The organism is Agromyces sp. NPDC058126 (assembly GCF_042884595.1).
Lineage (GTDB): Bacteria > Actinomycetota > Actinomycetes > Actinomycetales > Microbacteriaceae > Agromyces.
This window is the reverse complement of the sequence record NZ_JBHVTS010000004.1, coordinates 129,452-153,478: the sequence shown is the minus strand read 5'-3', so window position 1 is coordinate 153,478 and position 24,027 is coordinate 129,452. Positions and strand designations below refer to the sequence as shown.

The 24,027-nt window shown below is 68.4% G+C and carries 22 protein-coding genes and 2 tRNA genes; 16 read left to right on the top strand and 8 right to left on the bottom strand.

The features are described 5' to 3' along the window. Positions 1 to 373: 373 nt before the first annotated feature. The 6 genes from rsmG to rpmH are packed head-to-tail and all read right to left on the bottom strand — an operon-like array spanning position 374 to position 3,459. Entirely contained in the window at positions 374 to 1,009 is a 636-nt protein-coding gene (gene rsmG / locus ACFVTR_RS13330) for a 16S rRNA (guanine(527)-N(7))-methyltransferase RsmG (RefSeq protein ID WP_387037974.1), read from the bottom strand. 16 nt (positions 1,010 to 1,025) lie between these two features. Beyond that, a complete protein-coding gene (locus ACFVTR_RS13325; protein ID WP_387037972.1) occupies positions 1,026 to 1,526 on the bottom strand; it encodes a protein jag in 501 nt (166 codons plus the stop codon). 2 nt (positions 1,527 to 1,528) lie between these two features. After that, complete coding sequence (gene yidC / locus ACFVTR_RS13320; RefSeq protein ID WP_387037970.1) at positions 1,529 to 2,494, bottom strand: membrane protein insertase YidC; 966 nt, start codon at positions 2,492 to 2,494, stop codon at positions 1,529 to 1,531. 9 nt (positions 2,495 to 2,503) lie between these two features. After that, entirely contained in the window at positions 2,504 to 2,956 is a 453-nt protein-coding gene (gene yidD / locus ACFVTR_RS13315; protein ID WP_387037968.1) for a membrane protein insertion efficiency factor YidD, read from the bottom strand. Position 2,957: 1 nt separating this feature from the next. Continuing rightward, positions 2,958 to 3,314 carry a ribonuclease P protein component gene (gene rnpA, locus ACFVTR_RS13310; protein ID WP_387037965.1) on the bottom strand — a complete coding sequence of 119 codons (357 nt, stop codon included), beginning with the start codon at positions 3,312 to 3,314 and terminating at the stop codon, positions 2,958 to 2,960. Between the two features lie 7 nt (positions 3,315 to 3,321). Then, complete coding sequence (rpmH, locus tag ACFVTR_RS13305) at positions 3,322 to 3,459, bottom strand: 50S ribosomal protein L34 (protein ID WP_022889115.1); 138 nt, start codon at positions 3,457 to 3,459, stop codon at positions 3,322 to 3,324. A gap of 440 nt (positions 3,460 to 3,899) precedes the next feature. Here rpmH and dnaA point away from each other — a divergent pair, with 440 nt between their 5' ends. The 11 genes from dnaA to ACFVTR_RS13250 all read left to right on the top strand — a co-directional run bounded on the left by dnaA (position 3,900) and on the right by ACFVTR_RS13250 (position 15,245). Continuing rightward, the gene (gene dnaA / locus ACFVTR_RS13300; protein ID WP_387037962.1) at positions 3,900 to 5,321 is read left to right on the top strand and encodes a chromosomal replication initiator protein DnaA; all 1,422 of its coding nucleotides are present in this window, start codon (positions 3,900 to 3,902) and stop codon (positions 5,319 to 5,321) included. A 507-nt stretch (positions 5,322 to 5,828) separates the two neighbouring features. Continuing rightward, entirely contained in the window at positions 5,829 to 6,980 is a 1,152-nt protein-coding gene (gene dnaN / locus ACFVTR_RS13295) for a DNA polymerase III subunit beta (protein WP_376942694.1), read from the top strand. A 148-nt stretch (positions 6,981 to 7,128) separates the two neighbouring features. Continuing rightward, complete coding sequence (gene recF / locus ACFVTR_RS13290) at positions 7,129 to 8,373, top strand: DNA replication/repair protein RecF (RefSeq protein WP_387037960.1); 1,245 nt, start codon at positions 7,129 to 7,131, stop codon at positions 8,371 to 8,373. Continuing rightward, on the top strand, positions 8,366 to 8,857 hold the full coding sequence (locus ACFVTR_RS13285) for a DUF721 domain-containing protein (RefSeq protein WP_387037957.1): 492 nt from the start codon (positions 8,366 to 8,368) through the stop codon (positions 8,855 to 8,857). Before recF ends, ACFVTR_RS13285 begins: the two co-directional genes overlap by 8 nt. Before the next feature lie 123 nt (positions 8,858 to 8,980). Next, entirely contained in the window at positions 8,981 to 10,996 is a 2,016-nt protein-coding gene (gyrB, locus tag ACFVTR_RS13280; RefSeq protein ID WP_387037955.1) for a DNA topoisomerase (ATP-hydrolyzing) subunit B, read from the top strand. 85 nt (positions 10,997 to 11,081) lie between these two features. Continuing rightward, positions 11,082 to 13,607, top strand: coding sequence for a DNA gyrase subunit A (gyrA, locus tag ACFVTR_RS13275; protein WP_387038482.1), 2,526 nt, complete (start codon positions 11,082 to 11,084; stop codon positions 13,605 to 13,607). Beyond that, a complete protein-coding gene (locus tag ACFVTR_RS13270) occupies positions 13,600 to 14,004 on the top strand; it encodes a DUF3566 domain-containing protein (RefSeq protein WP_387037954.1) in 405 nt (134 codons plus the stop codon). Before gyrA ends, ACFVTR_RS13270 begins: the two co-directional genes overlap by 8 nt. 67 nt (positions 14,005 to 14,071) lie before the next feature. Next, positions 14,072 to 14,145, top strand: a tRNA-Ile gene (locus tag ACFVTR_RS13265). 44 nt (positions 14,146 to 14,189) lie between these two features. Continuing rightward, a tRNA-Ala gene (locus tag ACFVTR_RS13260) sits at positions 14,190 to 14,262 on the top strand. Positions 14,263 to 14,358: 96 nt separating this feature from the next. After that, positions 14,359 to 14,748, top strand: coding sequence for a PLD nuclease N-terminal domain-containing protein (locus ACFVTR_RS13255; RefSeq protein ID WP_387037952.1), 390 nt, complete (start codon positions 14,359 to 14,361; stop codon positions 14,746 to 14,748). 53 nt (positions 14,749 to 14,801) lie between these two features. Beyond that, entirely contained in the window at positions 14,802 to 15,245 is a 444-nt protein-coding gene (locus tag ACFVTR_RS13250) for an NUDIX hydrolase (protein WP_387037951.1), read from the top strand. Between the two features lie 165 nt (positions 15,246 to 15,410). Here the strand turns inward: ACFVTR_RS13250 and ACFVTR_RS13245 are convergent, their stop codons facing one another. Next, a complete protein-coding gene (locus ACFVTR_RS13245; RefSeq protein ID WP_387037950.1) occupies positions 15,411 to 15,659 on the bottom strand; it encodes a hypothetical protein in 249 nt (82 codons plus the stop codon). A 509-nt stretch (positions 15,660 to 16,168) separates the two neighbouring features. Next, the gene (locus tag ACFVTR_RS13240; RefSeq protein ID WP_387037948.1) at positions 16,169 to 16,870 is read right to left on the bottom strand and encodes a TetR/AcrR family transcriptional regulator; all 702 of its coding nucleotides are present in this window, start codon (positions 16,868 to 16,870) and stop codon (positions 16,169 to 16,171) included. A gap of 237 nt (positions 16,871 to 17,107) precedes the next feature. Here ACFVTR_RS13240 and ACFVTR_RS13235 point away from each other — a divergent pair, with 237 nt between their 5' ends. Genes ACFVTR_RS13235 through ACFVTR_RS13215 form a run of 5 tightly spaced genes read left to right on the top strand, consistent with a single transcriptional unit; the run spans position 17,108 to position 23,996 of the window. Beyond that, positions 17,108 to 18,796: an amidohydrolase gene (locus ACFVTR_RS13235; protein WP_387037947.1), complete on the top strand. Its 1,689-nt coding sequence runs from the start codon at positions 17,108 to 17,110 to the stop codon at positions 18,794 to 18,796. A gap of 20 nt (positions 18,797 to 18,816) precedes the next feature. Beyond that, positions 18,817 to 20,463: an ABC transporter substrate-binding protein gene (locus ACFVTR_RS13230; RefSeq protein ID WP_387037945.1), complete on the top strand. Its 1,647-nt coding sequence runs from the start codon at positions 18,817 to 18,819 to the stop codon at positions 20,461 to 20,463. Then, positions 20,450 to 21,487, top strand: coding sequence for an ABC transporter permease (locus tag ACFVTR_RS13225; protein ID WP_387037944.1), 1,038 nt, complete (start codon positions 20,450 to 20,452; stop codon positions 21,485 to 21,487). Before ACFVTR_RS13230 ends, ACFVTR_RS13225 begins: the two co-directional genes overlap by 14 nt. Then, positions 21,484 to 22,350 carry an ABC transporter permease gene (locus ACFVTR_RS13220; RefSeq protein ID WP_387037943.1) on the top strand — a complete coding sequence of 289 codons (867 nt, stop codon included), beginning with the start codon at positions 21,484 to 21,486 and terminating at the stop codon, positions 22,348 to 22,350. Before ACFVTR_RS13225 ends, ACFVTR_RS13220 begins: the two co-directional genes overlap by 4 nt. After that, positions 22,347 to 23,996 carry a dipeptide ABC transporter ATP-binding protein gene (locus ACFVTR_RS13215; protein WP_387037941.1) on the top strand — a complete coding sequence of 550 codons (1,650 nt, stop codon included), beginning with the start codon at positions 22,347 to 22,349 and terminating at the stop codon, positions 23,994 to 23,996. The genes ACFVTR_RS13220 and ACFVTR_RS13215 overlap by 4 nt, the downstream gene beginning before the upstream one ends. Positions 23,997 to 24,027 lie beyond the last annotated feature (31 nt).

Sequence of the window (24,027 nt, the reverse complement as noted above, 5' to 3'; positions counted from 1 at the left end):
CGGTTCACCTTCAGAAGCACGCAGCAGGGGATCGCTCGTTCGACAGCTCGCGTCGCGAGGGACGAGGCGAATGGGGGAGTGTACGCACACCGACCGTGAGGCCTTCTTCGCCACGCGTCACACGGAGCGTGGACGCGGTTCAGGGTCCGCGAGGCGGCGATGACGAACGCCATCGAAGAAGGGCGACAGCCACCCGCCGGTCGACGATCAACGCCGACGAGGATCGCCGAACTCACCGCGACAACCCCACCTACGCCACGAATCGCCCAGACGGCAAAGGGCCCGTGGGGTCGGAGTACATCTCCGATCCACGGGCCCAACGCAGTGTTTCACGTGAAACATCGCCCGAGAGGGCGGCGACGACCTGCTGCGGTCAGTCGACCTTCGCGCGGAAGACGCGAGTGACTTCGGAGTCGGGAACGACTCCCTCGCCGAGCACGAGGACCTCGACGTCGCTCAGCTTGTACTTGCGGATGACCTTCTCGGCCGAGCCGATCTCGCCGTCGACGCCGGCGCCCTTCATGAGCACGAGCTCGCCGCCGGCACGAAGCAGGGGAGCGGTGACCGGGATGAGGGTGCGCAACGCGCTCACCGCCCGCGCAGTCACCTGGTCGAGTGAGTCGCCGAGCTTCGATTCCTCAGCGCGTGCGCGAATGACCGTGACGTTCGCGAGCTCGAGCTCCTCGGCCTGACGCTCGAGCCAGGCGACACGGCGCTCCATCGGCTCGATCAGCGTGAACTCGACGTCGGGCCGCATGATCGCGAGCACCAGACCTGGGAGACCTGCGCCCGAGCCGACGTCGCCGACCCGTCCGGGGCGAAGCAGCGGCGCGACGAGCGCACTGTTCAGTACGTGTCGCGTCCACAGCCGCGGGAGTTCGAGCGGACCGATGAGTCCGAGCTCCTCGCCGTGCCGTGCGAGCGCCGTCGTGAAGGCGCGCCCCTTCTCGAGGTGCGGGCCGAAGAGCTCCGCGGCTGCGGCGGGTTCGGGTTCGAGTCCGTCGATCATCGTTGCGTGCGAGACCTCAGGCGCCGCGGGTGATGACGGTGTGCCGATCGGCACCCTCGCCGCGCGACTCCGAGTGGAATCCGTGCTCGCCCACCAGGTCGTGCACGAGCTTGCGCTCGTACGACGACATCGGAGGGAGCGAGGCCTCGGCCGCGCCGGCTTCGATGCGCTCGACCGCACGGGTGACGAGCGAAGCCAGTTCGTCGCGACGCGCGTCGCGCGAGCCGCCGATGTCGAGGATGAGGCGCGAGAAGGCGCCGGTCTTCGTCTGCACGGCGAGGCGGGTCAGCTCCTGCAGCGCGCTGACGGTGTCGGGCTTCGAGAGCAGGTTCAGGTTCGCACCCTCACCGGCGTTCACCGAGATGTAGGCCCGGCCGTTGCGCGCGTCGATGTCGATGTCGCCGTCGAGGTCGGTGATGTCGAGCAGTTCCTCGATGTAGTCGGCGGCGATGTCGCCTTCTTCTTCGAGCTGCGAGGTCGAGCGCTCGGCTGCTGCGTCGTGCTGCACGTCGGTCATGGTTACTTCCCCTGCTTCTTGGCGCGCGTCTTGCCGATGGGCTGCTGACGCTGAGTCTTCTTGGGCTCCTCGACGGCGATCGCACCTTCGGGCTTGTCTTCGACGACGAGCTTGCCCTTCTTCGCGAGGCGGGCCTCGCGGGCCTTCGCAGCGTCACTGCCCGGCGTGGGCATGTTGCGGATGACGACGAACTGCTGGCCCATGGTCCAGAAGTTCGAGACGAGCCAGTAGAACATGACGCCGAGCGGGAAGGCGACACCCGAGAACGCGAAGACGAGGGGGAGCAGGTACAGCAGGATGCGCTGCTGACGGAACATGGGGCTCGCCTTGGTCTCGGGCGACATGTTCTTCGAGACGATCTGCAGCTGCGTGATGAACTGCGACGCGGTCATGAGCACGATCATCGTGAGGGCGATGATCATCACGTTGACGCTGAAGGCGTCGCCGGCGACCATCAGGTTCCACTCGCCGATGAAGGTCGCCTTCAGCGGGGCGCCGAGGAACTCGGCGTTGGCGAACGAGTTCGCGAGCTCCTGCGTGAAGACGCCGACGCCTGCCTTGTCGTGCTGCGCGTCGTTGAGCACCGAGAAGAGACCGAAGAAGATCGGCATCTGCAGCAGCAGAGGCAGGCACGAGGAGAGCGGGTTCGTGCCCGTCTTCTTGTAGAGCTCCATGGTCTCGCGCGACATGGCCTCGCGCGAGTACTGGTCCTTCTTGCCCTTGTACTTGTCCTGGATCTTCTTGAGCTGCGGCGCCACCTCGAGCATGCGGCGCTGGCTCTTGATCTGCCGGACGAAGATCGGGATGAGAGCGGCTCGGACGACGATCACCAGACCGACGATCGAGAGGACCCAGGTGACACCCCCGTCGGGATCCATGCCGATGAAGGTCCACAGCGAGTGGAACGCAACGAGGATCAGCTCGATGACCCACTTGATGGGCCAGAGAATCAGGCTGATGATGTCCATTTGGCGGTGTCAGTCCTTCCGGGACATGGTGGGGGAGGCGGTGACGATCGCCGCATCGTTGCGGGTCGAAGACTGAACCGGGTCGAGACCGGTGGATGCCACGTGGTGGTCGTGGTCGTGGAGGTGCGCGTGCGGCGCGGGCGCCGAGGCATCCGCGTGAACCCAAGCTGCCGGCAGGACCCAGCCGAAGCCGGTGACGCGGTAGCGCTGGTGGCGGGCGGCGCGCACATCGTCGATGCCGCCGGGCGACCAGGGGTTGCAGCGGAGGATCCGCCACGCGGTGAGGGCCGAGCCCACGAGAAGGCCTCGCTGCTGCACGGAGCCGAGTCCGTAGGCGGAGCACGAGGGGTAGTAGCGACAGACATCGCCGTAGAGGGGTGAGATCAGCTTGCGGTAGCCGCGGATCAGGAGGACCCCGGCGTTCCGGGGGAGGAGCGCGACGAAGAGCAGAGCATCACGCATGTCATCCGCCCTTCACCCGGTCTTGGACTCGGCGGTCCGAGACGGCGCCGATCACATCCGAACGGAGCGCCGACCAATCGGCGGCGGCCGCGGACGGCAGCGCTCGCACGACGATGTCGACACCGCCGAAACCGTCGCCGAGCACCTCGTGGCACGCGGCCTTGAGCCGTCGACGGACGAGGTTTCGGCGAACTGCTCCGCCGACCTTCTTCGAAACGATGAAGCCGAAGCGCGCGTCGGTGCCCGACTCCCGTGAGCGCACATAGCTCACGGTGTGGGCACCGGCGACCTTCGCACCACGGCGCACGATGACTCGGTAGTCGTCGGCGTTCGTGATGCGATTGGCTTTGGCGAGCACCGAAGAACTATGCGGAGAGTTCGGTGCGGCCCTTGGCGCGACGTGCCGACAGGATGGCACGGCCCGCGCGGGTGCGCATGCGAAGGCGGAAGCCGTGCTTCTTGGCACGACGACGGTTGTTCGGCTGGAACGTACGCTTGCTCATTCTTCTTCTCCGGCTGGTCGAATCTCCTCGCCGGGAAGTGGCTGCGACAGGTGCTGCAGCTCGGCGGCGGGAAAACTGGGTGCCCGAAAGGGCTGGGTCAACTGATTAAAACTACGGCCTCGCACGCGAACGGTCAAACCGAGACGCCGAGATGGAGGTGGAGTTCGAACCCGACAGTATCCCGTGAACCTCGACATCACCTGTGGAACGACACGCCGACGCCATCGAATCCTCGAATCGGCATTTGTCGGCAGGGCCTTCCTCGGATAGCGTTTGACACCAGTTATCCCCAGCTTCGTGCGCGGAAACACGGGCAAGTCCCCGAATCTCCCCACAGGGGGTGGATAACACTGTGAACACTCGCCTCGCGCCGCTTGCTTTCGTCGATGGGGGATCGATGAGCGGCGCACGAGACCACCAGAACCTGATTGCGGGGAACGATGACAGAACAGCCCATTTCCGACACTTGGGCGACGATCCTCGATCGACTGTCAGACGACGACGCGATCACCCCGATGCTCCAGGGGTTCCTGAACCTGGTGGAGCCGAAGGGCATCGCGGCCGGCACCTTCTACCTCGAGGTGCCGAACGACTTCACCGCGAGCATGCTGAACCAGCGCATGCGGGTGTCCCTCCTCTCCGCGATGAGCGCCGTCGAAGCGCCGTCGCCGGTCACCTCCTTCTACGTAGTGGTGAACCCCGAGCTCGAAGAGGCCGCACGCGCGGCCGACGTGCAGCCCGGCTACGGCAACGAGCCCGATCCCGTCGAGATGCCGGCCTCCCCGCAGTCGGTGTTCGAGAACACGAGCCCGGTCTCCTCGCGCGACACCCGCCTGAACCCGAAGTACGCGTTCGAGAGCTTCGTCATCGGGCAGTCGAACCGGTTCGCGCATGCCGCCGCGGTCGCGGTGGCCGAGGCGCCGGCGAAGGCGTACAACCCCCTCTTCATCTACGGCGACTCGGGCCTGGGCAAGACCCACCTCCTCCACGCCATCGGTCACTACGCGATGAGTCTGTATCCCGGCATCCGCGTGCGATACGTCTCGTCCGAGGAGTTCACGAACGACTTCATCAACTCGATCGCGAACAACCGCGGCTCGCTGTTCCAGCAGCGGTACCGCAACATCGACATCCTGCTCATCGACGACATCCAGTTCCTGCAGGGCAAGGCGGAGACGCAGGAGGCGTTCTTCCACACCTTCAACACGCTGCACGACCACAACAAGCAGGTCGTGATCACCTCGGATGTCCCGCCCAAGCACCTCACCGGCTTCGAGGACCGCATGCGCAGCCGCTTCGAGTGGGGCCTCATCACCGACGTCCAGGCGCCCGACCTCGAGACCCGCATCGCGATCCTCCGGAAGAAGGCGCAGTCCGAGCGCCTCCAGGTGCCCGACGACATCCTCGAGTACATGGCGTCGAAGGTCTCGTCGAACATCCGCGAGCTCGAGGGCACCCTGATCCGCGTGACCGCCTTCGCGAGCCTCAACCGCACGCCGGTCGACATGCCGCTCGTGCAGACGGTACTGAAGGACCTCATCACCGACGACTCCGACAACGTGGTGGCGCCGGTCGACATCATCACGGCGACGGCCGACTACTTCAAGCTCACCGTCGACGACCTGTACGGCTCGAGCCGTTCGCAGGCCGTGGCGACGGCTCGGCAGATCGCGATGTACCTCTGCCGCGAGCTCACGAACCTCTCGCTGCCGAAGATCGGCCAACTGTTCGGTAACCGCGACCACACGACGGTGATGTACGCGAACAAGAAGATCTCGGAGCTCATGAAGGAGCGACGTTCGATCTACAACCAGGTGACCGAGCTCACCGCGCGCATCAAGCAGACCACCCGCTACCGCTGATCCCACTCGGTGGTCGAGTGCCGGCGTCGCAGGTTCGGGATCTCACCGGGGCGCCGACACGCCCGTTCGACGACCCCGAAAAGGCTCTGCAGCACCCGTGCAGACCGATCTCAGCACGCTTCCCACAGTTGTGGAGAACCTGTGGATTGTTAACGAGCAACCGCCTGATGACTGTTGAGACGCGTCGCCGGCCTGTGCAGAACAGTGTGCTGCGTTCGAGTCGACCCCGACGAGACCGCGCTCGAATCCACACACCGTGCACAGATCGAACAGCCCGCGATCGGCGTCGTTCCGCGGGTCTCTGAACACCATCCACAGTTTCCACAACGGTTAACACCGTTAAGAGAGAGTTGTTTAAGGGGGATTCCCACAACCTCGTCGTCGGCGGGCCTCGAGCGGGGGCTCGGTCGGGTCGAAGCGACCCCGCGATCGGCGGATTCTCCGACGCCGTCAACAGTCGTGCGGATAGCATGGGAGCCACCAAGCGACATCCACGACGGGAGAACCGTGAAGTTCCAGGTCAACCGCGACGTCTTCAGTGAGGCCGTGTCCTTCGCCGTGAAGCTGCTTCCGCAGCGCACGACGCTGCCGATCCTCTCCGGCGTCCTCATCAAGGCGACCACCGATGGACTCGTGCTGTCCTCCTTCGACTACGAGGTGTCGTCGCAGACCGAGATCCAGGCCGACGTCGAAGAGCCGGGCACGGTGCTCGTCTCGGGTCGCCTCCTGGCAGAGATCGCGGGCCGGCTTCCGAACGCCCCCGTCCGCATCGCGACCGAAGAGAGCCGCATCTCGGTGAGCTGCGGCTCCGCGAGCTTCACGCTGCTGTCGATGCCGGTCGAGGAGTACCCGTCGATCCCCGAGATCGGCGAGCAGTCCGGGCTCGTGCCCGCCGAGGAGTTCGCGGCCGCGGTCGCCCAGGTCGCCGTCGCCGCGTCGCGCGACGACGTGACCCCCGTCATCACGGGCGTTCAGCTCGAGGTGCGCGAGAACAGCCTCGGCCTCGTCGCGACCGACCGCTACCGCGTCGCCGTACGCGAGATCGACTGGGACGGCGGCAATGTCGCCGCCGGCGACGAGGCGATCACCGCGCTCGTCCCGGCCCGCACCCTGCAGGAGGTCGGCAAGACCCTCGGCAACGCCGGCAACATCTCCGTCGCGATCACCAGTCGCGACGACCGCGAGCTCATCGCCTTCAGCGCCGACAAGAAGACCGTCACGTCGCTGCTCATCAAGGGCAACTTCCCGCCGGTCCGCCGGCTCTTCCCCGAGACGGTCGACAACTACGCGGTCATGAACACGGCCGACCTGATCGAGGCGACGCGTCGTGTCGCCCTCGTCCTCGAGCGCGAGGCGGCGCTGCGCTACAGCTTCACGGCCGACGGTCTCACCCTCGAGGCGATCGGCTCGGAGCAGGCCCAGGCATCCGAGTCGATCGACGCGATCCTCACCGGTGACGACACCGTCGTGTCGCTGAAGCCGCAGTTCCTCCTCGACGGGCTCGGCGCCGTGCACTCGGAGTTCGTTCGCATCTCGTTCACGAAGACCGAGAACCCGAACAAGCCCGGCCCGGTGCTGATCACCAGCCAGACCTCCCGCGAGCAGGCCGGCGCCGACAGCTACCGGTACCTGCTCCAGCCGAACCTGCTGCTGCGCTGACCCGCTCGGCGCGCCGCGCCGGCGCGATCCGGTTCGACCGGGTCGCGTCGGCTCATCGGCGGCGGTCGATGATCGGGTGGATGCCGCGTGCCGCGGTGTCGGCGGACGCCGGTAGCGTAGGCGTGGTCGAACGAGAGGAGCGGTGCCCGTGCACGTCGCCCGACTCTCCCTCACCGACTACCGCAACTACGAACGCGCGGAGCTGGAGCTCGGGCCCGGCGCGACGGTGCTCGTCGGGCGGAACGGCCAGGGCAAGACCAACCTCGTCGAGTCGATCGGCTACCTCGCCACCCTCGGATCGCACCGCGTCTCGGGCGATCAGGCGCTGATCCGGGCCGGTGCCGACGCGGCGATCGTCCGGGCCCTCCTCGCGCACGGCGACCGCGAGCTGCTCGTCGAGCTGCAGCTCAACCGGCAAGGTGCGAACCGGGCCCAGCTGAACCGTTCGCCCGTGAAGACCCGCGAACTTCCGCGCTACGCGCACAGCGTGCTGTTCGCTCCCGAAGACCTGGCGATCGTCCGCGGCGAGCCGGGCGTCCGCCGGCGCATGCTCGACGAGCTGCTCGTGCAGCGGACTCCGCGCCTCGGCGGCGTCATGGCCGACTACGACCGGGTGCTGAAGCAGCGCAACACGCTGCTGAAGAGCGCCCGCGCCCGCGGGCTCGCCGCCGAGAAGCTCACGACGCTCGACATCTGGGACGAACGACTCGTCGCGCTCGGCTCGGAGCTCATCGACCAGCGCCTCGCGCTCATCGCCGAGCTCGGCGATCCCGTGGCGGCGGCCTACCGCTCGATCGTCGACGCAGATCATCGCCCCGAGCTCCGTGCGGTGCTCTCGATCGACGGCGGAGACGCCGAGGGCGACGACGGAGCCGATGCGGGTCCAGCCGCATCGGGCACGCCCCGCTCGACGGCGCCGACCGCCGACCGTTTCGCCGCCGCGCTCGGCGCGTTGCGCGGCAAGGAGCTCGAGCGGGGGGTCACCCTCGTGGGCCCGCACCGCGACGACGTCCTCCTCCTGCTCAACGGGCTGCCGGCGAAGGGCTATGCGAGTCACGGCGAGTCGTGGTCGTTCGCGCTCGCGCTGCGGCTCGCCTCGGCCGAGCTGCTCCGACGCGACTCGAGCACGGGCGATCCGGTGCTCGTCCTCGACGACGTCTTCGCCGAGCTCGACCGGCTCCGCCGGGAGCGGCTCGCGGGCGCGATCGCCGGCTTCGAGCAGGTGCTCGTCACCGCGGCCGTCCTCGAGGACGTGCCGGCGCCGCTCGTCGCGCGTATCGTGCACATCGAGTCGGGGCGCATCGTCGAGGCGCCGCCGCAGAGCGACCTCGCCGCCGCCGCACAGGTCGCCGACGAGGCATCCGATCGAGAGGGAGACCAGGCCGATGGCTGAGGCATCCGAGGCATCGCGGGTGTATCGGCACTTCCGCGAGATCTTCGGCGGCGAGCCCCGGCTGCGGGCCGGGCGCGCGACGCGGGTGCACACTCGCGACGACGGCGAGAACCAGCCGTTCACCCCGGGGCGCGACCCGAAGGCGCTCGGCGCCACGCTCGACGGCCTGAGCGCGCAGCTCGGGTGGACGGGGCCGCTGTCGCAGCACGACGTCCTCGCCTCCTGGGCCGAGATCGTCGGCGAGGAGACGGCGCGTCACTCCGAGGCCATCGCGATCGAGGGCGGCGTGCTGCAGGTGCGGTGCGAGTCGACGGCGTGGGCGACGCAGCTCAGACTGATGCGCACGCAGCTCGTCACCGAGATCGTCTCGAGGTACCCGGGGGCCGGGGTCGAGACCATCCGCTTCCAAGGGCCGGACGCCCCCACCTGGAAAAAGGGCCCCAGATCGGTTCCAGGGCGCGGTCCACGCGATACCTACGGCTGAGAAGACGAAAACGGTCACTGAACCCGATTCATTGCGCGAGAGCGGCCTTTCACGGCCTTTCACGACGGCCTCTTTGATAGGATCGAGAGTCGCCAACGCGACGGTTTGGAGCCTGATTCACCCATGACAGCGGAACCGACGAAGCCCGAGAGCGCGCCCGAATACGGTGCAGACGCGATCCAGGTTCTCGAGGGCCTCGAAGCGGTACGCAAGCGGCCCGGCATGTACATCGGCTCGACCGGGCCACGAGGACTCCATCACCTCGTCTACGAGATCGTCGACAACTCCGTCGATGAGGCGCTCGCGGGGTACGCGAGCGCGATCGACGTGACGATCCTCGCCGACGGCGGCATCCTCGTCGTCGACGACGGTCGCGGCATCCCGGTGGGCGTGCACAAGACCGAGGGTCGCTCGACGGTCGAGGTCGTCCACACGGTGCTGCACGCCGGCGGCAAGTTCGGCGGCGGCGGCTACGCGGTCTCGGGCGGCCTGCACGGCGTCGGCGCCTCCGTCGTCAACGCGCTGTCGTCGCGCTTCGAGGTCGAGGTCCGACGCGAGGGCCACGTCTGGCGGCAGGCGTACGAGATCGGCGTGCCGCTCGCTCCGCTCTCGAAGGACGAGGCGAGCGATCAGACCGGCACGACGACGACGTTCTGGGCGAGCCCCGACATCTTCGAGACGGTCGAGTACGACTACGAGACGCTGCGCGCGCGCCTGCAGCAGATGGCGTTCCTCAACAAGGGCCTGCGCATCACGCTCACCGACCTCCGGCACGCCGCCGATCCGGCAGATCCCGCCGATGTCGAGAACGTGACCGACGCTCCGGTCGAGGGCCCGCGAACCGACACGTTCCACTACGAGCGCGGCCTCGTCGACTACGTCGAGTACATCAATCGCGCGAAGAAGTCCGACGTCGTGAACGACGAGATCATCTCGTTCGAGACCGAGGACACCGAACGCAAGATCGCGCTCGAGGTCGCGATGCAGTGGACGACGGCGTACACCGAATCGGTGCACACCTACGCGAACACGATCAACACGCACGAGGGCGGCACGCACGAAGAGGGCTTCCGTGCGGCACTCACGACCCTGGTCAACAAGTACGCCCGTGAGAAGAGCATCCTCAAGGAGAAGGACGACAACCTCTCCGGTGACGACGTTCGCGAGGGATTGACCGCCGTCATCTCGGTGAAGCTCAGCGAGCCGCAGTTCGAGGGCCAGACGAAGACGAAGCTCGGCAACACCGAGGCGAAGTCGTTCGTGCAGAAGGTCACGGCCGATCAGCTCGGCGACTGGTTCGAGCGCAACCCCACCCAGGCCCGCGAGATCATCCGCAAGGCCATCCAGGCGGCGACCGCGCGCATCGCCGCGCGCAAGGCGCGCGAGGCGACCCGGCGAAAGGGCCTGCTCGAGTCGGGCGGCATGCCCGGCAAGCTGAAGGACTGCTCCTCGAAGGATCCGTCGCTCTCCGAGATCTTCATCGTCGAGGGCGACTCGGCCGGCGGCTCCGCCGTCCAGGGTCGCAACCCCGAGACACAGGCGATCCTGCCGCTGCGCGGAAAGATCCTCAACGTCGAGAAGGCGCGTCTCGACCGAGCGCTCGGCAACGCCGAGGTCCAGGCGATGATCACGGCGTTCGGCGCCGGCATCGGCGAGGACTTCAACACCGAGAAGGCCAGGTACCACAAGATCGTGCTCATGGCCGACGCCGACGTCGACGGCCAGCACATCACGACCCTGCTGCTCACGCTGCTGTTCCGCTACATGCGGCCGCTCATCGAGCTCGGTTACGTGTACCTCGCGCAGCCGCCGCTGTACCGCTTGAAGTGGACGAACGCCGACCACGAGTACGTGTACTCCGACAAGGAGCGCGACGCCCTGCTCGCCGCGGGCGTCGCGGCCGGCAAGCGCATCCCGAAGGACAACGGGGTGCAGCGGTACAAGGGTCTCGGTGAGATGAACCACCAGGAGTTGTGGGAGACCACGATGAACCCCGAGACCCGCACGCTGCTGCAGGTCACCATGGACGACGCGGCCGCCGCCGACGAGATCTTCTCGACCCTGATGGGCGAAGACGTCGAGAGCCGCCGCAACTTCATCCAGAAGAACGCGAAGGACGTGCGTTTCCTTGACATCTGATGTGATCGATCCCGGCGCGAACGGCGCCGACGAGAACGCTCCCGGCATCCACGGCAAGATCGACCAGGTCGACCTGCAGCTCGAGATGCAGCGCTCGTACCTCGACTACGCGATGAGCGTGATCGTGGGCCGTGCGCTGCCCGAGGTGCGCGACGGACTGAAGCCGGTGCACCGCCGCGTCATCTACGCCATGTACGACGGCGGCTACCGCCCCGACAAGGCGTTCTCGAAGTGCGCCCGCGTCGTCGGCGACGTGATGGGCCAGTTCCACCCGCACGGCGACACCGCGATCTACGACGCGCTCGTGCGACTCGTGCAGCCGTGGAGCCTCCGCTATCCGCTCGCGCTCGGGCAGGGCAACTTCGGCTCGCCCGGCAACGACGGCGCGGCCGCCCCCCGATACACCGAGACCAAGATGGCTCCGCTCGCGCTCGAGATGGTGCGCGACATCGACGAGGAGACCGTCGACTTCCAGGACAACTACGACGGTCGCACCCAGGAGCCGTCGATCCTGCCGGCCCGGTTCCCGAACCTGCTCGTCAACGGCTCGGTCGGCATCGCGGTCGGCATGGCGACCAACATCCCGCCGCACAACCTCCGCGAGGTCGCCTCGGGTGCCCAGTGGTACCTCGAGCACCCCGAGGCATCCCGCGAGGAGCTGCAGGAGGCGCTGCTGCAGCGCATCAAGGGACCCGACTTCCCGACCGGGGCGCAGATCCTCGGCGTGAAGGGCATCACCGACGCGTACCGCACCGGTCGCGGCTCGATCACGATGCGCGCGGTCGTCTCGGTGGAGGAGCTGCAGGGTCGCACCTGCCTCGTCGTCACCGAGCTGCCGTACCAGGTCAACCCCGACAACCTCGCGATCAAGATCGCCGACCTCGTGAAGGACGGCAAGATCGGCGGCATCGCCGACATCCGCGACGAGACCTCGGGCCGCACCGGCCAGCGCCTCGTCATCGTGCTGAAGCGCGATGCGGTGGCGAAGGTCGTGCTGAACAACCTCTACAAGCACACGCAGCTGCAGGAGAACTTCGGCGCGAACATGCTCGCGATCGTCGACGGCGTGCCCCGCACGCTCTCGATCGACGGCTTCATCGCGCACTGGGTCGACCACCAGATCGACGTCATCGTCCGCCGCACGCAGTACCGCCTCCGCAAGGCGGAGGAGCGCATGCACATCCTGCGCGGCTACCTCAAGGCGCTCGACGCGCTCGACGAGGTCATCGCGCTCATCCGGGCCTCGGCGACGGTCGACGATGCACGAACGGGCCTGAAGGACCTGCTCGACATCGACGACCTGCAGTCCGACGCGATCCTCGCGATGCAGCTGCGCCGTCTCGCCGCGCTCGAGCGCCAGAAGATCATGGACGAGGCCGAGGCGCTCGAGGCCGAGATCACGGACTTCAAGGACATCCTCGCCCGGCCCGAGCGCCAGCGCACGATCGTCTCCGAAGAGCTCGCCGAGATCGTCGACAAGTACGGCGACGAGCGCCGCACGCACATCATGCCCGGCTTCGACGGCGACATGTCGGTCGAAGACCTCATCCCCGAAGAGGAGATGGTGGTCACCGTCACCCGCGGCGGCTACGTGAAGCGCACGCGCAGCGACAACTACCGCTCGCAGCACCGCGGCGGCAAGGGCGTGAAGGGCGCGCAGCTGCGCGCCGACGACGTGGTCGAGCACTTCTTCGTGACGACGACGCACCACTGGCTCCTGTTCTTCACGAACATGGGCCGCGTGTACCGTGCGAAGGCCTACGAGATCCAGGAGGCCGGCCGCGACGCGAAGGGCCAGCACGTCGCGAACCTGCTCGAGATGCAGCCCGACGAGGAGATCGCCGAGATCCTCGACATCCGCGACTACGAGGTGGCGAAGTACCTCGTGCTCGCGACCCACGACGGGCTCGTGAAGAAGACCGCGCTCGAGGAGTACGACACCAACCGTTCACGCGGCGTCATCGCGATCAAGCTCCGCGAGGGCGACGAGCTCGTCTCGGCGATGCTCGTCGACGAGCACGACGAGATCCTCCTCGTCTCGAAGAAGGGCATGTCCCTGCGCTTCGAGGCGACCGACGAGGCGCTGCGTCCGATGGGTCGATCGACCTCGGGCGTGAAGGGCATGAGCTTCCGCGACGGAGACGCGCTGCTCGAGGCCTCGGTCGTGCCGGGTTCGGGAGCCGCCGGTGAGATCGCTGAGAATGAGCCGGATGTCGCGGCCGACGTCGACGGTGCCCAGTACGTGTTCGTCGTCACCGAGGGCGGCTACGCCAAGCGCACCGCGGTCGACCAGTATCGCCTGCAGAACCGCGGCGGACTCGGCATCAAGGTGGCGAAGCTGAACGAGGATCGCGGCGATCTGGCCGGTGCGCTCATCGTCGGATCCGACGACGAGGTGCTGGTGGTTCTTGCCAGCGGCAAGGTGGTACGCTCCGATGTCGCCGAGGTTCCTGCCAAGGGCAGGGATACGATGGGCGTCGTCTTCGCGAAGTTCGCGGTGGACGACCGCATCATCGCCATCGCGAAGAATTCCGAACGGAATCTCGTGGAGGAGGCCGCAGAGTCCGAAGCGGCCGAATCCACCGGAGAAGGAGTAACCGTCAATGAGTAGCGTCGCCGAGAAGCTGGCCCGCAAGTCGAGCAAACGCGCCCCGGCCAAGCAGGTGCGCCTGCGGCTCGTCTACATCGACTTCTGGTCGGCGGTGAAGCTGTCGTTCCTCGTGGCCGTGTGCCTCGCCGTCGTGTCGATCGTGGCGACGTTCCTCATCTGGACGGTCCTCAACTCGACCGACGTGTTCGCGAAGCTCAACGAGCTCGTGAAGGACGTCGCCGGCACCGGCGGCGACCTGTCGTCGATCCTGTCGCTCGGCAACGTGATGGGCTTCGCGGTCGTCGCCGCGCTGCTGAACCTCGTCGTGACGACCGCGCTCGGCGCGATCGTGGCGGTGCTCTACAACCTCAGTGTGAAGATCACCGGCGGCATCCTGGTCGGGTTCACGAACAACTAGGCGGCCGAGTTCGGCTCGATTCGGATATTCCTGAAGTCTCAGGTAGTCTGTCCTTCGGCCGAAACACGGGGATATAGCTCAGGCGGTTAGAGCGCTTCGCTGATAACGAAGAGGTCCGAGGTTCAAGTCCTCGTATCCCCACTCTGAAAATTCCACAACACAAGCGGATGCCTCGCATCCGGCTCGGGGCCTTAGCTCAGTTGGTAGAGCGCCTGCTTTGCAAGCAGGATGTCAGGAGTTCGAATCTCCTAGGCTCCACACTCCACAATTCCTCCCCCGCCGCGCTCCCGCATTCCGATACTGTGGGCTCAACCCGGCGATCTCGCCCGGTATTGCCTTTCAGGGGGTATTGCCATGGCATTCGACACCAACTTCTGGGACGTCTTCAGCGGCCTGTTCGGTTTCTTCGTCTTCGTCGCCTACCTGGTGGCGCTCTTCTCGGTCATCGCCGATCTGTTCCGCGATCCTGAGCTCGCCGGCTGGGCGAAGGCGGTCTGGCTGCTCTTCCTCATCTTCGTGCCGTTCATCACGGTGCTCGTCTATCTCATCGCACGCGGGAGCAGCTTCGCGGCCCGCGAGAACGCCCGGCGCAGCGCGTACCACGAGTACATCGACGACCGGGGCGAGGTGTCGCAGTACAACCCGAACGACGAGGTCGCGAGGGCGCAGGGCCTCGGAGGCGACCCGACGATCAGCGCGTCGCAGTTCGACGCCGTGCAGAACGACTCGATGCGCGAAGGCTGAGCCGCGTTCCGTGCACTCGGGCTCGACCCCGGCCGCGCGGGTAGGGTGACGGGATGGACATCCGCATCGCCGCGTATGGCGTGATCATCCGCGACGAGCGCATTCTGCTCGCGCACTGGAACGAGCACGGCCGCTCAGGCTGGACGCTTCCCGGAGGCGGCATCGAGGGCAGCGAGCACCCGGTGCAGGCCGCGCGGCGGGAGATCGCGGAGGAGACGGGCTACGAGGCATCCATCGATCGCCTGCTCGGCATCGACACCATGGTGATCCCGGCGTCGAAGCGCCGGACGGGCGCCGAGCCGCTCTACGCGATGCGGGTGATCTACCGTGCGAGCGTCATCGGCGGCGAACTGCGCGACGAGGTCGACGGTTCGAGCGACGAGGCGCGGTGGGTTCCGCTCGGGGAGGTGTCGACGCTGCACCGCGTGAGCCTGCTCGACATCGCGCTCCGCCTGAATGCGGTGGAACCGCCGAACGGGGTGCCGCCGAGCGCGTAGGGCGCGAGGCACTCGACCCCGACGTCGGAGCTCCGGCCGCGATGGCGGCCGAACCGTCGGCGACGGGGTCGAGGGCGATGCGCTGCCGCGCGAACGGCGCCGCCGCGAGGGCGACGGCGCCGTCCGGTGCTGGGATGGTCGTGAGGGTGTTCATACGATCACGACTCAGAAGTTGGGGCCGAGGAGGGCGATCCGCTGGAGATCGCCTGCGCGGACCCGGTGCGCGAGTGCGGTGTTCTGCTGGCGCAGCATCACGGCCTCGTGCGAGGTGCGTTCGCTCTGTCGACGGCTCCACGCGATGAGTGCGAGGCCGGCGCGCAGGGCGATGCGCTCGTTGAGTCGGCGTGCCTGGGCACGCATGGCGATGGCCTGTCCGGAGTCGGACTGGCCGAGGGCGAGAGAACTGGTGTTCACGTCGTGTCCTTCGTTGGGTTGGTTGGGTGCACCGGACGGTGCGGGGCGCCGGTCGGCCGGGTGGCCGAGGGCGTCGTCTGAGAGGTGGTGACTGCCGGCGCGGGTGCCTCGCAATCGGTGCGGGCGGGGCGTGCCGGGGGAGCGCGGCTGGGCCGCGGGCCTTCGAACCGGGCGGCTGACGGGCCGGGCGACCGTTCGACCGATTCGAGCAGTCGATGACGGATGCCGCGGATCGCAGCAGCTCACACCTCGAGGGCGGAATGGCGGTCGCGTACGAGAGACGCGTCGCCGGGGCGGAGAACTAGCAGGCCGGAGCGGCGAGGAGGATCACCGTGCGGCCGGCGGTAAATGCCGGGGTGAAGATGTGCTTCATCATTGGGATCAACTCCTCTCTTGGGCTCTGGCGCGTTCGCACCGGTCACTGACACTAGCGGTGAACTCACGCCGATTGCAAGGCAATTTCTCAGATTGCCTCGAAATCAGTGCAGGCACTGAGACGAGGGCGCTGCTCAGGCGCCGGCGGCGGTCCGTTCGGCGGACTGGATGATCGCCTCGACGCCCAGCACGAAGAGCTCTCGGTCCTCGAGTTCGATCAGGCTCGTGCTGTTCGACGCGATGAGCGGGTAGCGCCGCGGATCGGCCAGGATCGGCCCCTCGAACCAGGCCGAGGACGCCTCGTCGCCTTCGCCGCGCTCGCGACGCTCACCGCGCGCTCGGGCGATGCCCGCCGCGCTCGAGAGGGTGTGCGCCGCGAACAGCGCATAGTGGCGTACGACATCGTCGCCGGAGAGGCCGGCCCGTGTGAAGCACTCGAGCATGAACTCGACGGCATCGAGCTCGCCGGTGCCGTGGGTGGTGAGCACCGTCGCCTCGACGCCGATCGCAGGGTGGCTCGCGAAGTAGTCGAGCGTGGCGACGGCGATCTGACGGAGTCGGCCGCGCCAGTCGGCGGCGTCCGCGGTGATCTCCAGCATGCTGCGCTGGATGAGCTCGTCGAGGAGCGCCTGCATGAGCTGCTCCTTGTTGCGGAAGTGGCGGTAGATCGCAGTCGGGTCGGCGCCGAGCTTCGCGCCGAGTTCGCGCACCGAGAGCGAGGTCGAGGCCGACGTCGCCGCGATCTCGAGCCCGGCCGCGATGATCGAGTCGCGGTCGAGGCGGGCCTTTCCGGGCGTCGCCGTGCTGCGCCGGCGGCTCGTGCTCGTCGTGGCCATCACCCCTCCTGTCGGCGCACGCCCGGTCTCGTGGAGCGATCGAGACGCTCGTCGGTTCGGTCGTGCCTCTTCATGCTGCCACGCCCGCGACCCCTGTGTCGCGATGACCTCGCGGACGTGGCATCCGGGCCAGCATAACGACTGCGTCACCAATGCTGTCAACACTGTTGACATCGCTCGGCGAGTCGGGCTAGCGTCGCCCTCGTTCGACGCATTCGATGAGGAAATGAGGCTGACGTGTCAGTTGCCGACGTGCTGTTCACCGGGGGATCCGTGTTCACGGGCAGCGGCGAGCCGCTCGAGGGTCACGCGGTGGCCGTCACCGGTGGCCGGATCGCGGCGGTCGTGCCCGAGGCGGAGGCCTCCGCGCTCGTCGGCGAGGGAACCCGCGTGGTCGAGCTCGGCGGCGCCCTGCTCAGCCCGGGCTTCCAGGACGCCCACATCCACCCGGTCGGCGGCGGGGTCGAGCTGCTCCAGTGCAATCTCACCGATGCACGCGACGCCGACGAGGCCGTCGCCACGGTCGCGGCGTACGCCGCAGCGAACCCCGACGAGTCGTGGATCCTCGGCGGCGGCTGGTCGATGGACCACTTCCCGGGGGGCGCGCCCGTGCGCGCGCTGCTCGACGCGATCGTGCCCGACCGGCCGGTGCTGCTCTCGAGTCGCGACCACCACAGCACGTGGGCGAACACGGCGGCGATGCGGATCGCCGGAGTCGACGCCACGACCGCCGACCCCGAAGACGGCCGCATCGAACGCGAGAGCGACGGGCACCCTGCCGGCACCTTCCACGAAGGTGCCGCCGAGCTCTTCGCCTCGGTGCGGCCGCCGATCGACCCCGAACTCGTCTACCGCGGACTCCTCCGCGCGCAGGACGAGCTCATCGCGCTCGGCATCACCGGCTGGCAGGACGCCCTCATCGGGACCGCCGCGGGCGTGCCCGACGCGTACGAGGCGTACCTCCGCGCGCTCGACGAGGGCGCACTCAAGGTGCACGTCGTCGGTGCGCAATGGTGGGAGCGTTCGGGCGGCCTCGAGCAGGTCGCCGAGATGGTCCGACGCCGTGAGGAGCTGCGCGCACTCGGCCACGGAGACCGCTTCACCCTCGGCACCACGAAGATCATGGTCGACGGCGTCGCCGAGAACCAGACCGCGGCGATGCTGACGCCGTACCGCGACGCGCACGGCCACGACACGCACAACCACGGGCTCTCGTTCGTCGATCCGGCGCTGCTCGCGGAGGCCGTCACCGCGCTCGACGCGGAGGGGCAGCAGGTGCACATGCACGCGCTCGGCGATCGCGCCGTGCGCGAGGGGCTCGACGCTGTGGCGGCCGCCCGCGCCGCGAACGGCCCGAGCGACGGGCGGCACCACCTCGCCCACCTCCAGATCGTCGCCGAAGCCGAGACGGCCCGCTTCGCGGAGCTCGACGCGGTCGCGAACCTGCAGATGCTGTGGGCCACGCACGAGGACCAGATCGACGAGCTGACCCTGCCGTTCCTGCAGGACGGCCAGGAGGCGCGCCAGTACCCGTTCGGCGACCTCGTCCGCGGCGGCGCACGCCTCGCGGCCGGCAGCGACTGGCCCGTCTCGACGGCCGACCCGATCGCCGCGATCCACATCGCGGTCACCCGTGTCGCACCCGGCGTCGAGGCGGGTCCCCTCGCCGGCGCGCACCAGCGCCTCGACCTCACCACGGCGCTGGCCGCCTACACCTCGGGCACCGCCTACGTGAACCACCGCGACCACGACACCGGATACGTCCGCGAGGGCTACCTCGCGAACCTCGTCGTGCTCGAGCCCAACCCCTTCACCGTTCCCGTCGACGACCTCTACCGCACGACGGTGGCCTCGACGTGGATCGAGGGCGAAGCGGTCCACCACCGCACCGCCCTGCCCAGCACCGCCCAGTCCGCCACCGCCTGACCCCTGAGGAGTACTCCAGCATGTCCATCCTCCGCACCCCCGCCGGCCGGCGCAGCGTCGCGCTCGTCGCCGGAGGCGTCGTCGCGCTCGTCGCGCTCTCCGGATGCGCGTCCGACCCGGCCGCCGAGAAGCCCGCCGCCGGCGAGTGGGAACTCACCGCCCAGACCCCCGAGGCCTCCGGCGGCATCGACTCGTACTCGTGGGTGAGCTACGCCGAGCCGTACTCGCTCGACTACGCCTACGCCTTCGACTACGCCGACAACCAGGTGCTCGCGAACGTCTGCGAGTCCCTGCTCCGGCTCGAGCCCGACTACTCGCTCAGCCCGGGCCTCGCCGAGTCGTACGAGCAGACGAGCCCGACGACGTGGGTCTACACGATCCGCGACGGCGTCACGTTCCACGACGGCACGCCGCTCACGGCGGCCGACGCGGTCGCGTCGATGAGCCGCCACCTCGACCCCGCGGTCGGCTCGTCGTGGTACTCGGTGTACCAGAATGTCGCCTCGATCGAGCAGACGGGCGACCTGGAGGTCACCGTCACCACGACGATCCCCGACTCGCAGTTCAACCAGGGCATGGGCGGGTCGGCCGGCGTCATCGAATCGGCGGCGACGCTCGCCGAGAAGGGGGCCGACTACGGCAACTCGACCGGCCTCGTGAACTGCACCGGTCCGTTCGAGCTCACCGAGTGGAAGTCGGGCGAGTCGGTCACGCTCACCCGCTACGACGACTACTGGGACGAGGACCTCGCCGCCAAGTCGGGCGAGGTGAAGTTCGTCTTCATGGGCGACGCGACCGCGCGCGTCAACGCGCTGAAGTCGGGCGACGTCGACGGCGGCTGGATGCTGCCGGTCGACGGCATCGCCCAGCTCCAGCAGACGAGCGGCGACGTGTACTTCGGCCTCAACACCGCTGTCTCGAGCCTCATCGTGTCGAACCTCGACGGTCCGCTCGGCGATGTCCGCGTCCGCCAGGCGCTCCTCATGGCGCTCGACCGCGACGGCATCCTCGACGCGGCGGCGAAGGGCTTCGGCGAGGTGACGAGCGCACTCACGACCGAGTCGGTCTGGGGCGCGGCGAGCGATGCCACCCGCGAGGAGGCCTTCAGCGGCCTCGACGACTACGCCTACGACGTCGAGGGGGCGAAGCAGCTCGTCGAGGAGGCCGGTGCGACCGGTCAGAAGATCGTCATCAAGACCGCGCCGCTCGGCAACGACTTCGCCGTGATCTCGCAGGCGACGGTCGCCGCCGCGCAGTCGATCGGCCTCGAGGCCGAGATCGAGACCGTCACCCCGAGCGCGTACACGGCGCTCTTCAGCGACCCGAGTGCACGCGAGGGCGTCGATCTCTTCTACACGGTCTGGTACCTGTCGAGCCCCGACCCGCTCGAGATGTACGGGGTGCTGCGCACCGGCGAGTTCAGCAACTACGGCGAATGGTCGAACCCCGAGTTCGACGCGATCGCGAACGAGGCGGTCGGCATCTTCGACCCCGACGAGCGCGCGAAGAAGTCGGCCGAGCTCCAGCACATCGCGAACGAGGAGCTGCCGTGGCTGCCCCTGTTCAACGGTCCGACGACGCTCTACCTCGGTGAGCGCATCACGGGCGTCGCCCCGTCGGTCAACTACCTCTACTACCCGTGGGCGGCCACCATTGGCGCTCGATAGTTCGACCGTCGCGGTCGCCGCTCAGGACGCGGCGGCCGCGAACCCGAGGTCCGGCGGCCGGTTCACGGCCGCCGGGCTCCGGCGGGTCGCCGGCAAGCTCGGCAGCCTCGTCCTCACGCTCTTCCTGGCATCCCTGCTCGTCTTCTTCTCGCGCTTCCTAGTGCCGGGCGATCCCGTCACCTTCCTGCTGCGCGGCCGCAAGCCGAGCCCCGAGGCGATCGCCCAGGTGACCGAGCAGTACGGCCTCGACCTGCCTCCCTGGCAGCAGTACCTGAATTGGCTCACCGGGGCGCTGCAGGGCGACTTCGGTCGCTCCCTGCAGTACCGGCAGGATGTCTCGACGGTGCTCGGCGACCGGCTGCCGGTCACGCTCATGCTCGTCGCGATGGCAGGCCTCCTCATCGCGATCGTCGGCCTCAGCGCCGGCATCGTCGCCGCGCTCAACCGCGGGAAGGCCCTCGACCGCTTCACCCTCATCGGCCTGACGATGCTCAGCGCCATCCCGTCGTTCGTCGGCTCGATCGTGCTCATCGCGATCTTCGCCGTGCAGCTCGGCTGGTTCCCGACCTTCGGATCGGGGGAGGGCTTCGGCGACATGGTCTACCACCTCGTCCTGCCGTCGATCGCGCTCGCGATCGTGTTCGTCGTCCTCGTCGGCAAGGTCACCCGCTCCTCGATGGTCGAACAGCTCGACCGCGAGCACGTCGAGGTCGCGATCAGCCGCGGCCTCAAGCGGGGCACCGTGATCCGCCGCCACGTGTTCCGCAACGCGCTCGGTCCGATCCTCACCGTGAGCGGCATCCTCGTCGCCGGTCTGCTCGTCGCCTCGACGATCGTCGAGGCGGCCTTCGGGCTCGCGGGCATGGGCTCGCTGCTCGTGCAGTCGGTCGACCGGCTCGACTTCCCGGTGGTGCAGGCGATCGTCATGTTCGTGGTCACCGCCTTCGTCGTCGTCAACGCGATCATCGACATCGCCGAACCCTGGATCGATCCCCGATCCGCCGCTGGAGCTGCTGCCAGATGACCACCCCGACCCCCACCCTCGCCGTCGAGGTGATGCGAGCGCCGCGCCTGCGGCCCGCGGGCATCACCTTCGGCATCGCCCTCGGCATCGTCTCGGTGATGACGCTCGCCGCGATCTTCGCCCCGTTCATCGCGCCGTACCCGCCCGACCAGCTCGACTTCGCCGCGGTGAACGCCGGTCCGAGCGCGGCGCACTGGCTCGGCACCGACGCCCTCGGTCGCGACCTGCTGTCTCGGCTGATCTTCGGCGCGCGCACCGCGCTCCTCGGTCCGCTCCTCGTCGTGATCGGTTCGACGATCATCGGCATGCTGCTGGGCCTCCTCGCCGGCTGGCGCGGGGGATGGATCGACTCGGTGCTCGGGCGCGTCTTCGACGTCCTGTTCGCCTTCCCGTCGCTGCTGCTCGCGATCATGGCGGTCGCGCTCTTCGGCAAGGGGCTCGTCGCACCGGTGATCGCCATGAGCATCGCCTACGCCCCGTTCGTCGCCCGGCTGACCCGTGCGCTCGTGAAGGCCGAGCGCACGCGACCGTACGTGTCGGCGTATCGGGTGCAGGGCTTCAGCGGCCCCTGGATCGCCTTGCGACGCGTACTGCCGAACGTGACGCCGATCGTCGGCGCGCAGTCGACACTCAACTTCGGCTACGTGCTCGCCGAGCTCGCCGGCCTCTCGTTCCTCGGCCTCGGCGTGCAGCCCCCGACGCCCGACTGGGGCGCCATGATCAACGAGGCCCAGCCGGGCATCGTCGGCGGCTTCTTCCTGCCGGCCATCGTGCCCGCCGTCGCGGTCGTGCTCGTCGTCGTCGCCGTCAACATCATCGGAGAAGAGCTCTCCGAACGCATCGGAGGGGAGATCCCCGCATGAGCCTGCTCGACATCTCCGAGCTCACGCTCGACCTGCCGAACGGCACGCGCCTGCTCGACGGCATCTCGCTCTCGGTGGAGGCGGGCGAGACCGTCGGCCTGGTCGGCGAATCGGGCTCCGGCAAGTCGCTCACCGCCCGCACGGTGCTCGGCCTCACGCCCGACGATGCCCGGCTCGGCGGCCGGGTCGAGCTCGACGGACGCGACGTGCTCGGTGCGAGCGCGGCCGGGATCCTCGACCTGCGGCGGCACGCGGCATCCATGATCTTCCAGGACCCGAGGGCGGGCATCAACCCGATGCGCACGCTCGGCGACCACATGACCGAGACGCTGCGCCTCTGCGAGGGCCGGTCGAAGGCCGACGCGACGGCCCGCGCCGTCGAGCTGCTCGCCTCGGTGCAGCTGCCGCGCCCCGAGGAGCACCTGACGCAGTACCCGCACGAGTTCTCGGGCGGCATGCTGCAGCGCGTGATGATCGCGGGCGCCCTGACGAGTTCGCCCAAGCTACTGATCTGCGACGAGCCGACCACCGCGCTCGACGTCACCACCCAGGCCGAGATCATCCGGGTGCTCATCGAGCAGCGTTCGAGCCGGGGCATGGGCATGCTCTTCATCACGCACGATCTCAACCTCGCGGCCTCGATCTGCGACCGGGTCGTCGTGATGAGCGCGGGGCGCGTGGAGGAGACGGGCGACGCACGCCGGGTCTTCAGCGCACCGCAGGGCGAGTACACGAAGCGCCTCGTCGCGGCGACGCCGACGATCGGGGCCGCCGTCGGCGGAACGGCGGCCGACGTGGCCGACGTGGTCGAGGTGCCTCCTGCCGAGCCCGACGCCGAGCCGATGCTCGCAGCGAACGGCATCTCGAAGAGCTACCACCTGCGCGGCAGGACCGAGGTCGCCGCGGTCGTCGACGCGTCGATCTCGATCGCACGCGGCGGGGCACTGGGCGTTGTGGGCGAGTCAGGCTCGGGCAAGTCGACGCTCGCCCGCATGATCGTCGGACTCGAGCAGGCCGACGCCGGAGAGATCCGCATCGCGGGCCGCGAGCGCACCGCGATCCCGCGCGGGCGGGCCGCGCGTCTCGCGCACGCCAAGAGCGTCCAGATGGTCTTCCAGGACCCGTACCTGTCGCTCGACCCGCGCATGACGGCGGGCCGCTCGATCGAGGACGCGCTGCGACTGCACACGAAGGTCACGACGGTCGATGCCCGCGCGCGCGTGCTCGCCCTGCTCGACCAGGTCGGTCTCGGCGAGAAGCACGCGCAGGCCCGCCCGCGCACGCTCTCGGGCGGCCAGCGGCAGCGCGTCGCGATCGCTCGGGCGCTCGCCATCGATCCCGACGTGCTCGTGATGGACGAGGCCACGAGTGCACTGGATGTCTCGGTGCAGGCGCAGGTCCTCGACGTGCTCGCCGACATCCGTCGCGAACGCGGCCTGACCGTGCTGTTCATCAGCCACGACCTCGCCGTCGTGCGCCGGGTGTGCGAAGAGACCGTGGTGATGCGACGCGGTCGCATCGTCGAGCGGGGCCGCACCGCCGAGCTGCTCGCAGCCCCGGAGCATCCGTACACGCAGTTGCTCATCGACTCGGTGCCGCGGCCCGACTGGGGCCTCGACACGGTCGCCGACCGGAAGTCCGCCTGACCGAGGCGCACGAAGCGACCGCAAGGACGGG

Coding starts and splice junctions, on each gene's coding strand:
- rsmG (WP_387037974.1), bottom strand. CDS start 1,009: ATGATCGACGGACTCGAACCCGAACCCGCCGCAGCCGCGGAGCTCTTC.
- ACFVTR_RS13325 (WP_387037972.1), bottom strand. CDS start 1,526: ATGACCGACGTGCAGCACGACGCAGCAGCCGAGCGCTCGACCTCGCAG.
- yidC (WP_387037970.1), bottom strand. CDS start 2,494: ATGGACATCATCAGCCTGATTCTCTGGCCCATCAAGTGGGTCATCGAG.
- yidD (WP_387037968.1), bottom strand. CDS start 2,956: ATGCGTGATGCTCTGCTCTTCGTCGCGCTCCTCCCCCGGAACGCCGGG.
- rpmH (WP_022889115.1), bottom strand. CDS start 3,459: ATGAGCAAGCGTACGTTCCAGCCGAACAACCGTCGTCGTGCCAAGAAG.
- dnaA (WP_387037962.1), top strand. CDS start 3,900: ATGACAGAACAGCCCATTTCCGACACTTGGGCGACGATCCTCGATCGA.
- ACFVTR_RS13285 (WP_387037957.1), top strand. CDS start 8,366: ATGGCTGAGGCATCCGAGGCATCGCGGGTGTATCGGCACTTCCGCGAG.
- gyrB (WP_387037955.1), top strand. CDS start 8,981: ATGACAGCGGAACCGACGAAGCCCGAGAGCGCGCCCGAATACGGTGCA.
- gyrA (WP_387038482.1), top strand. CDS start 11,082: ATGCAGCGCTCGTACCTCGACTACGCGATGAGCGTGATCGTGGGCCGT.
- ACFVTR_RS13270 (WP_387037954.1), top strand. CDS start 13,600: ATGAGTAGCGTCGCCGAGAAGCTGGCCCGCAAGTCGAGCAAACGCGCC.
- ACFVTR_RS13255 (WP_387037952.1), top strand. CDS start 14,359: ATGGCATTCGACACCAACTTCTGGGACGTCTTCAGCGGCCTGTTCGGT.
- ACFVTR_RS13250 (WP_387037951.1), top strand. CDS start 14,802: ATGGACATCCGCATCGCCGCGTATGGCGTGATCATCCGCGACGAGCGC.
- ACFVTR_RS13240 (WP_387037948.1), bottom strand. CDS start 16,870: ATGGCCACGACGAGCACGAGCCGCCGGCGCAGCACGGCGACGCCCGGA.
- ACFVTR_RS13230 (WP_387037945.1), top strand. CDS start 18,817: ATGTCCATCCTCCGCACCCCCGCCGGCCGGCGCAGCGTCGCGCTCGTC.
- ACFVTR_RS13220 (WP_387037943.1), top strand. CDS start 21,484: ATGACCACCCCGACCCCCACCCTCGCCGTCGAGGTGATGCGAGCGCCG.
- ACFVTR_RS13215 (WP_387037941.1), top strand. CDS start 22,347: ATGAGCCTGCTCGACATCTCCGAGCTCACGCTCGACCTGCCGAACGGC.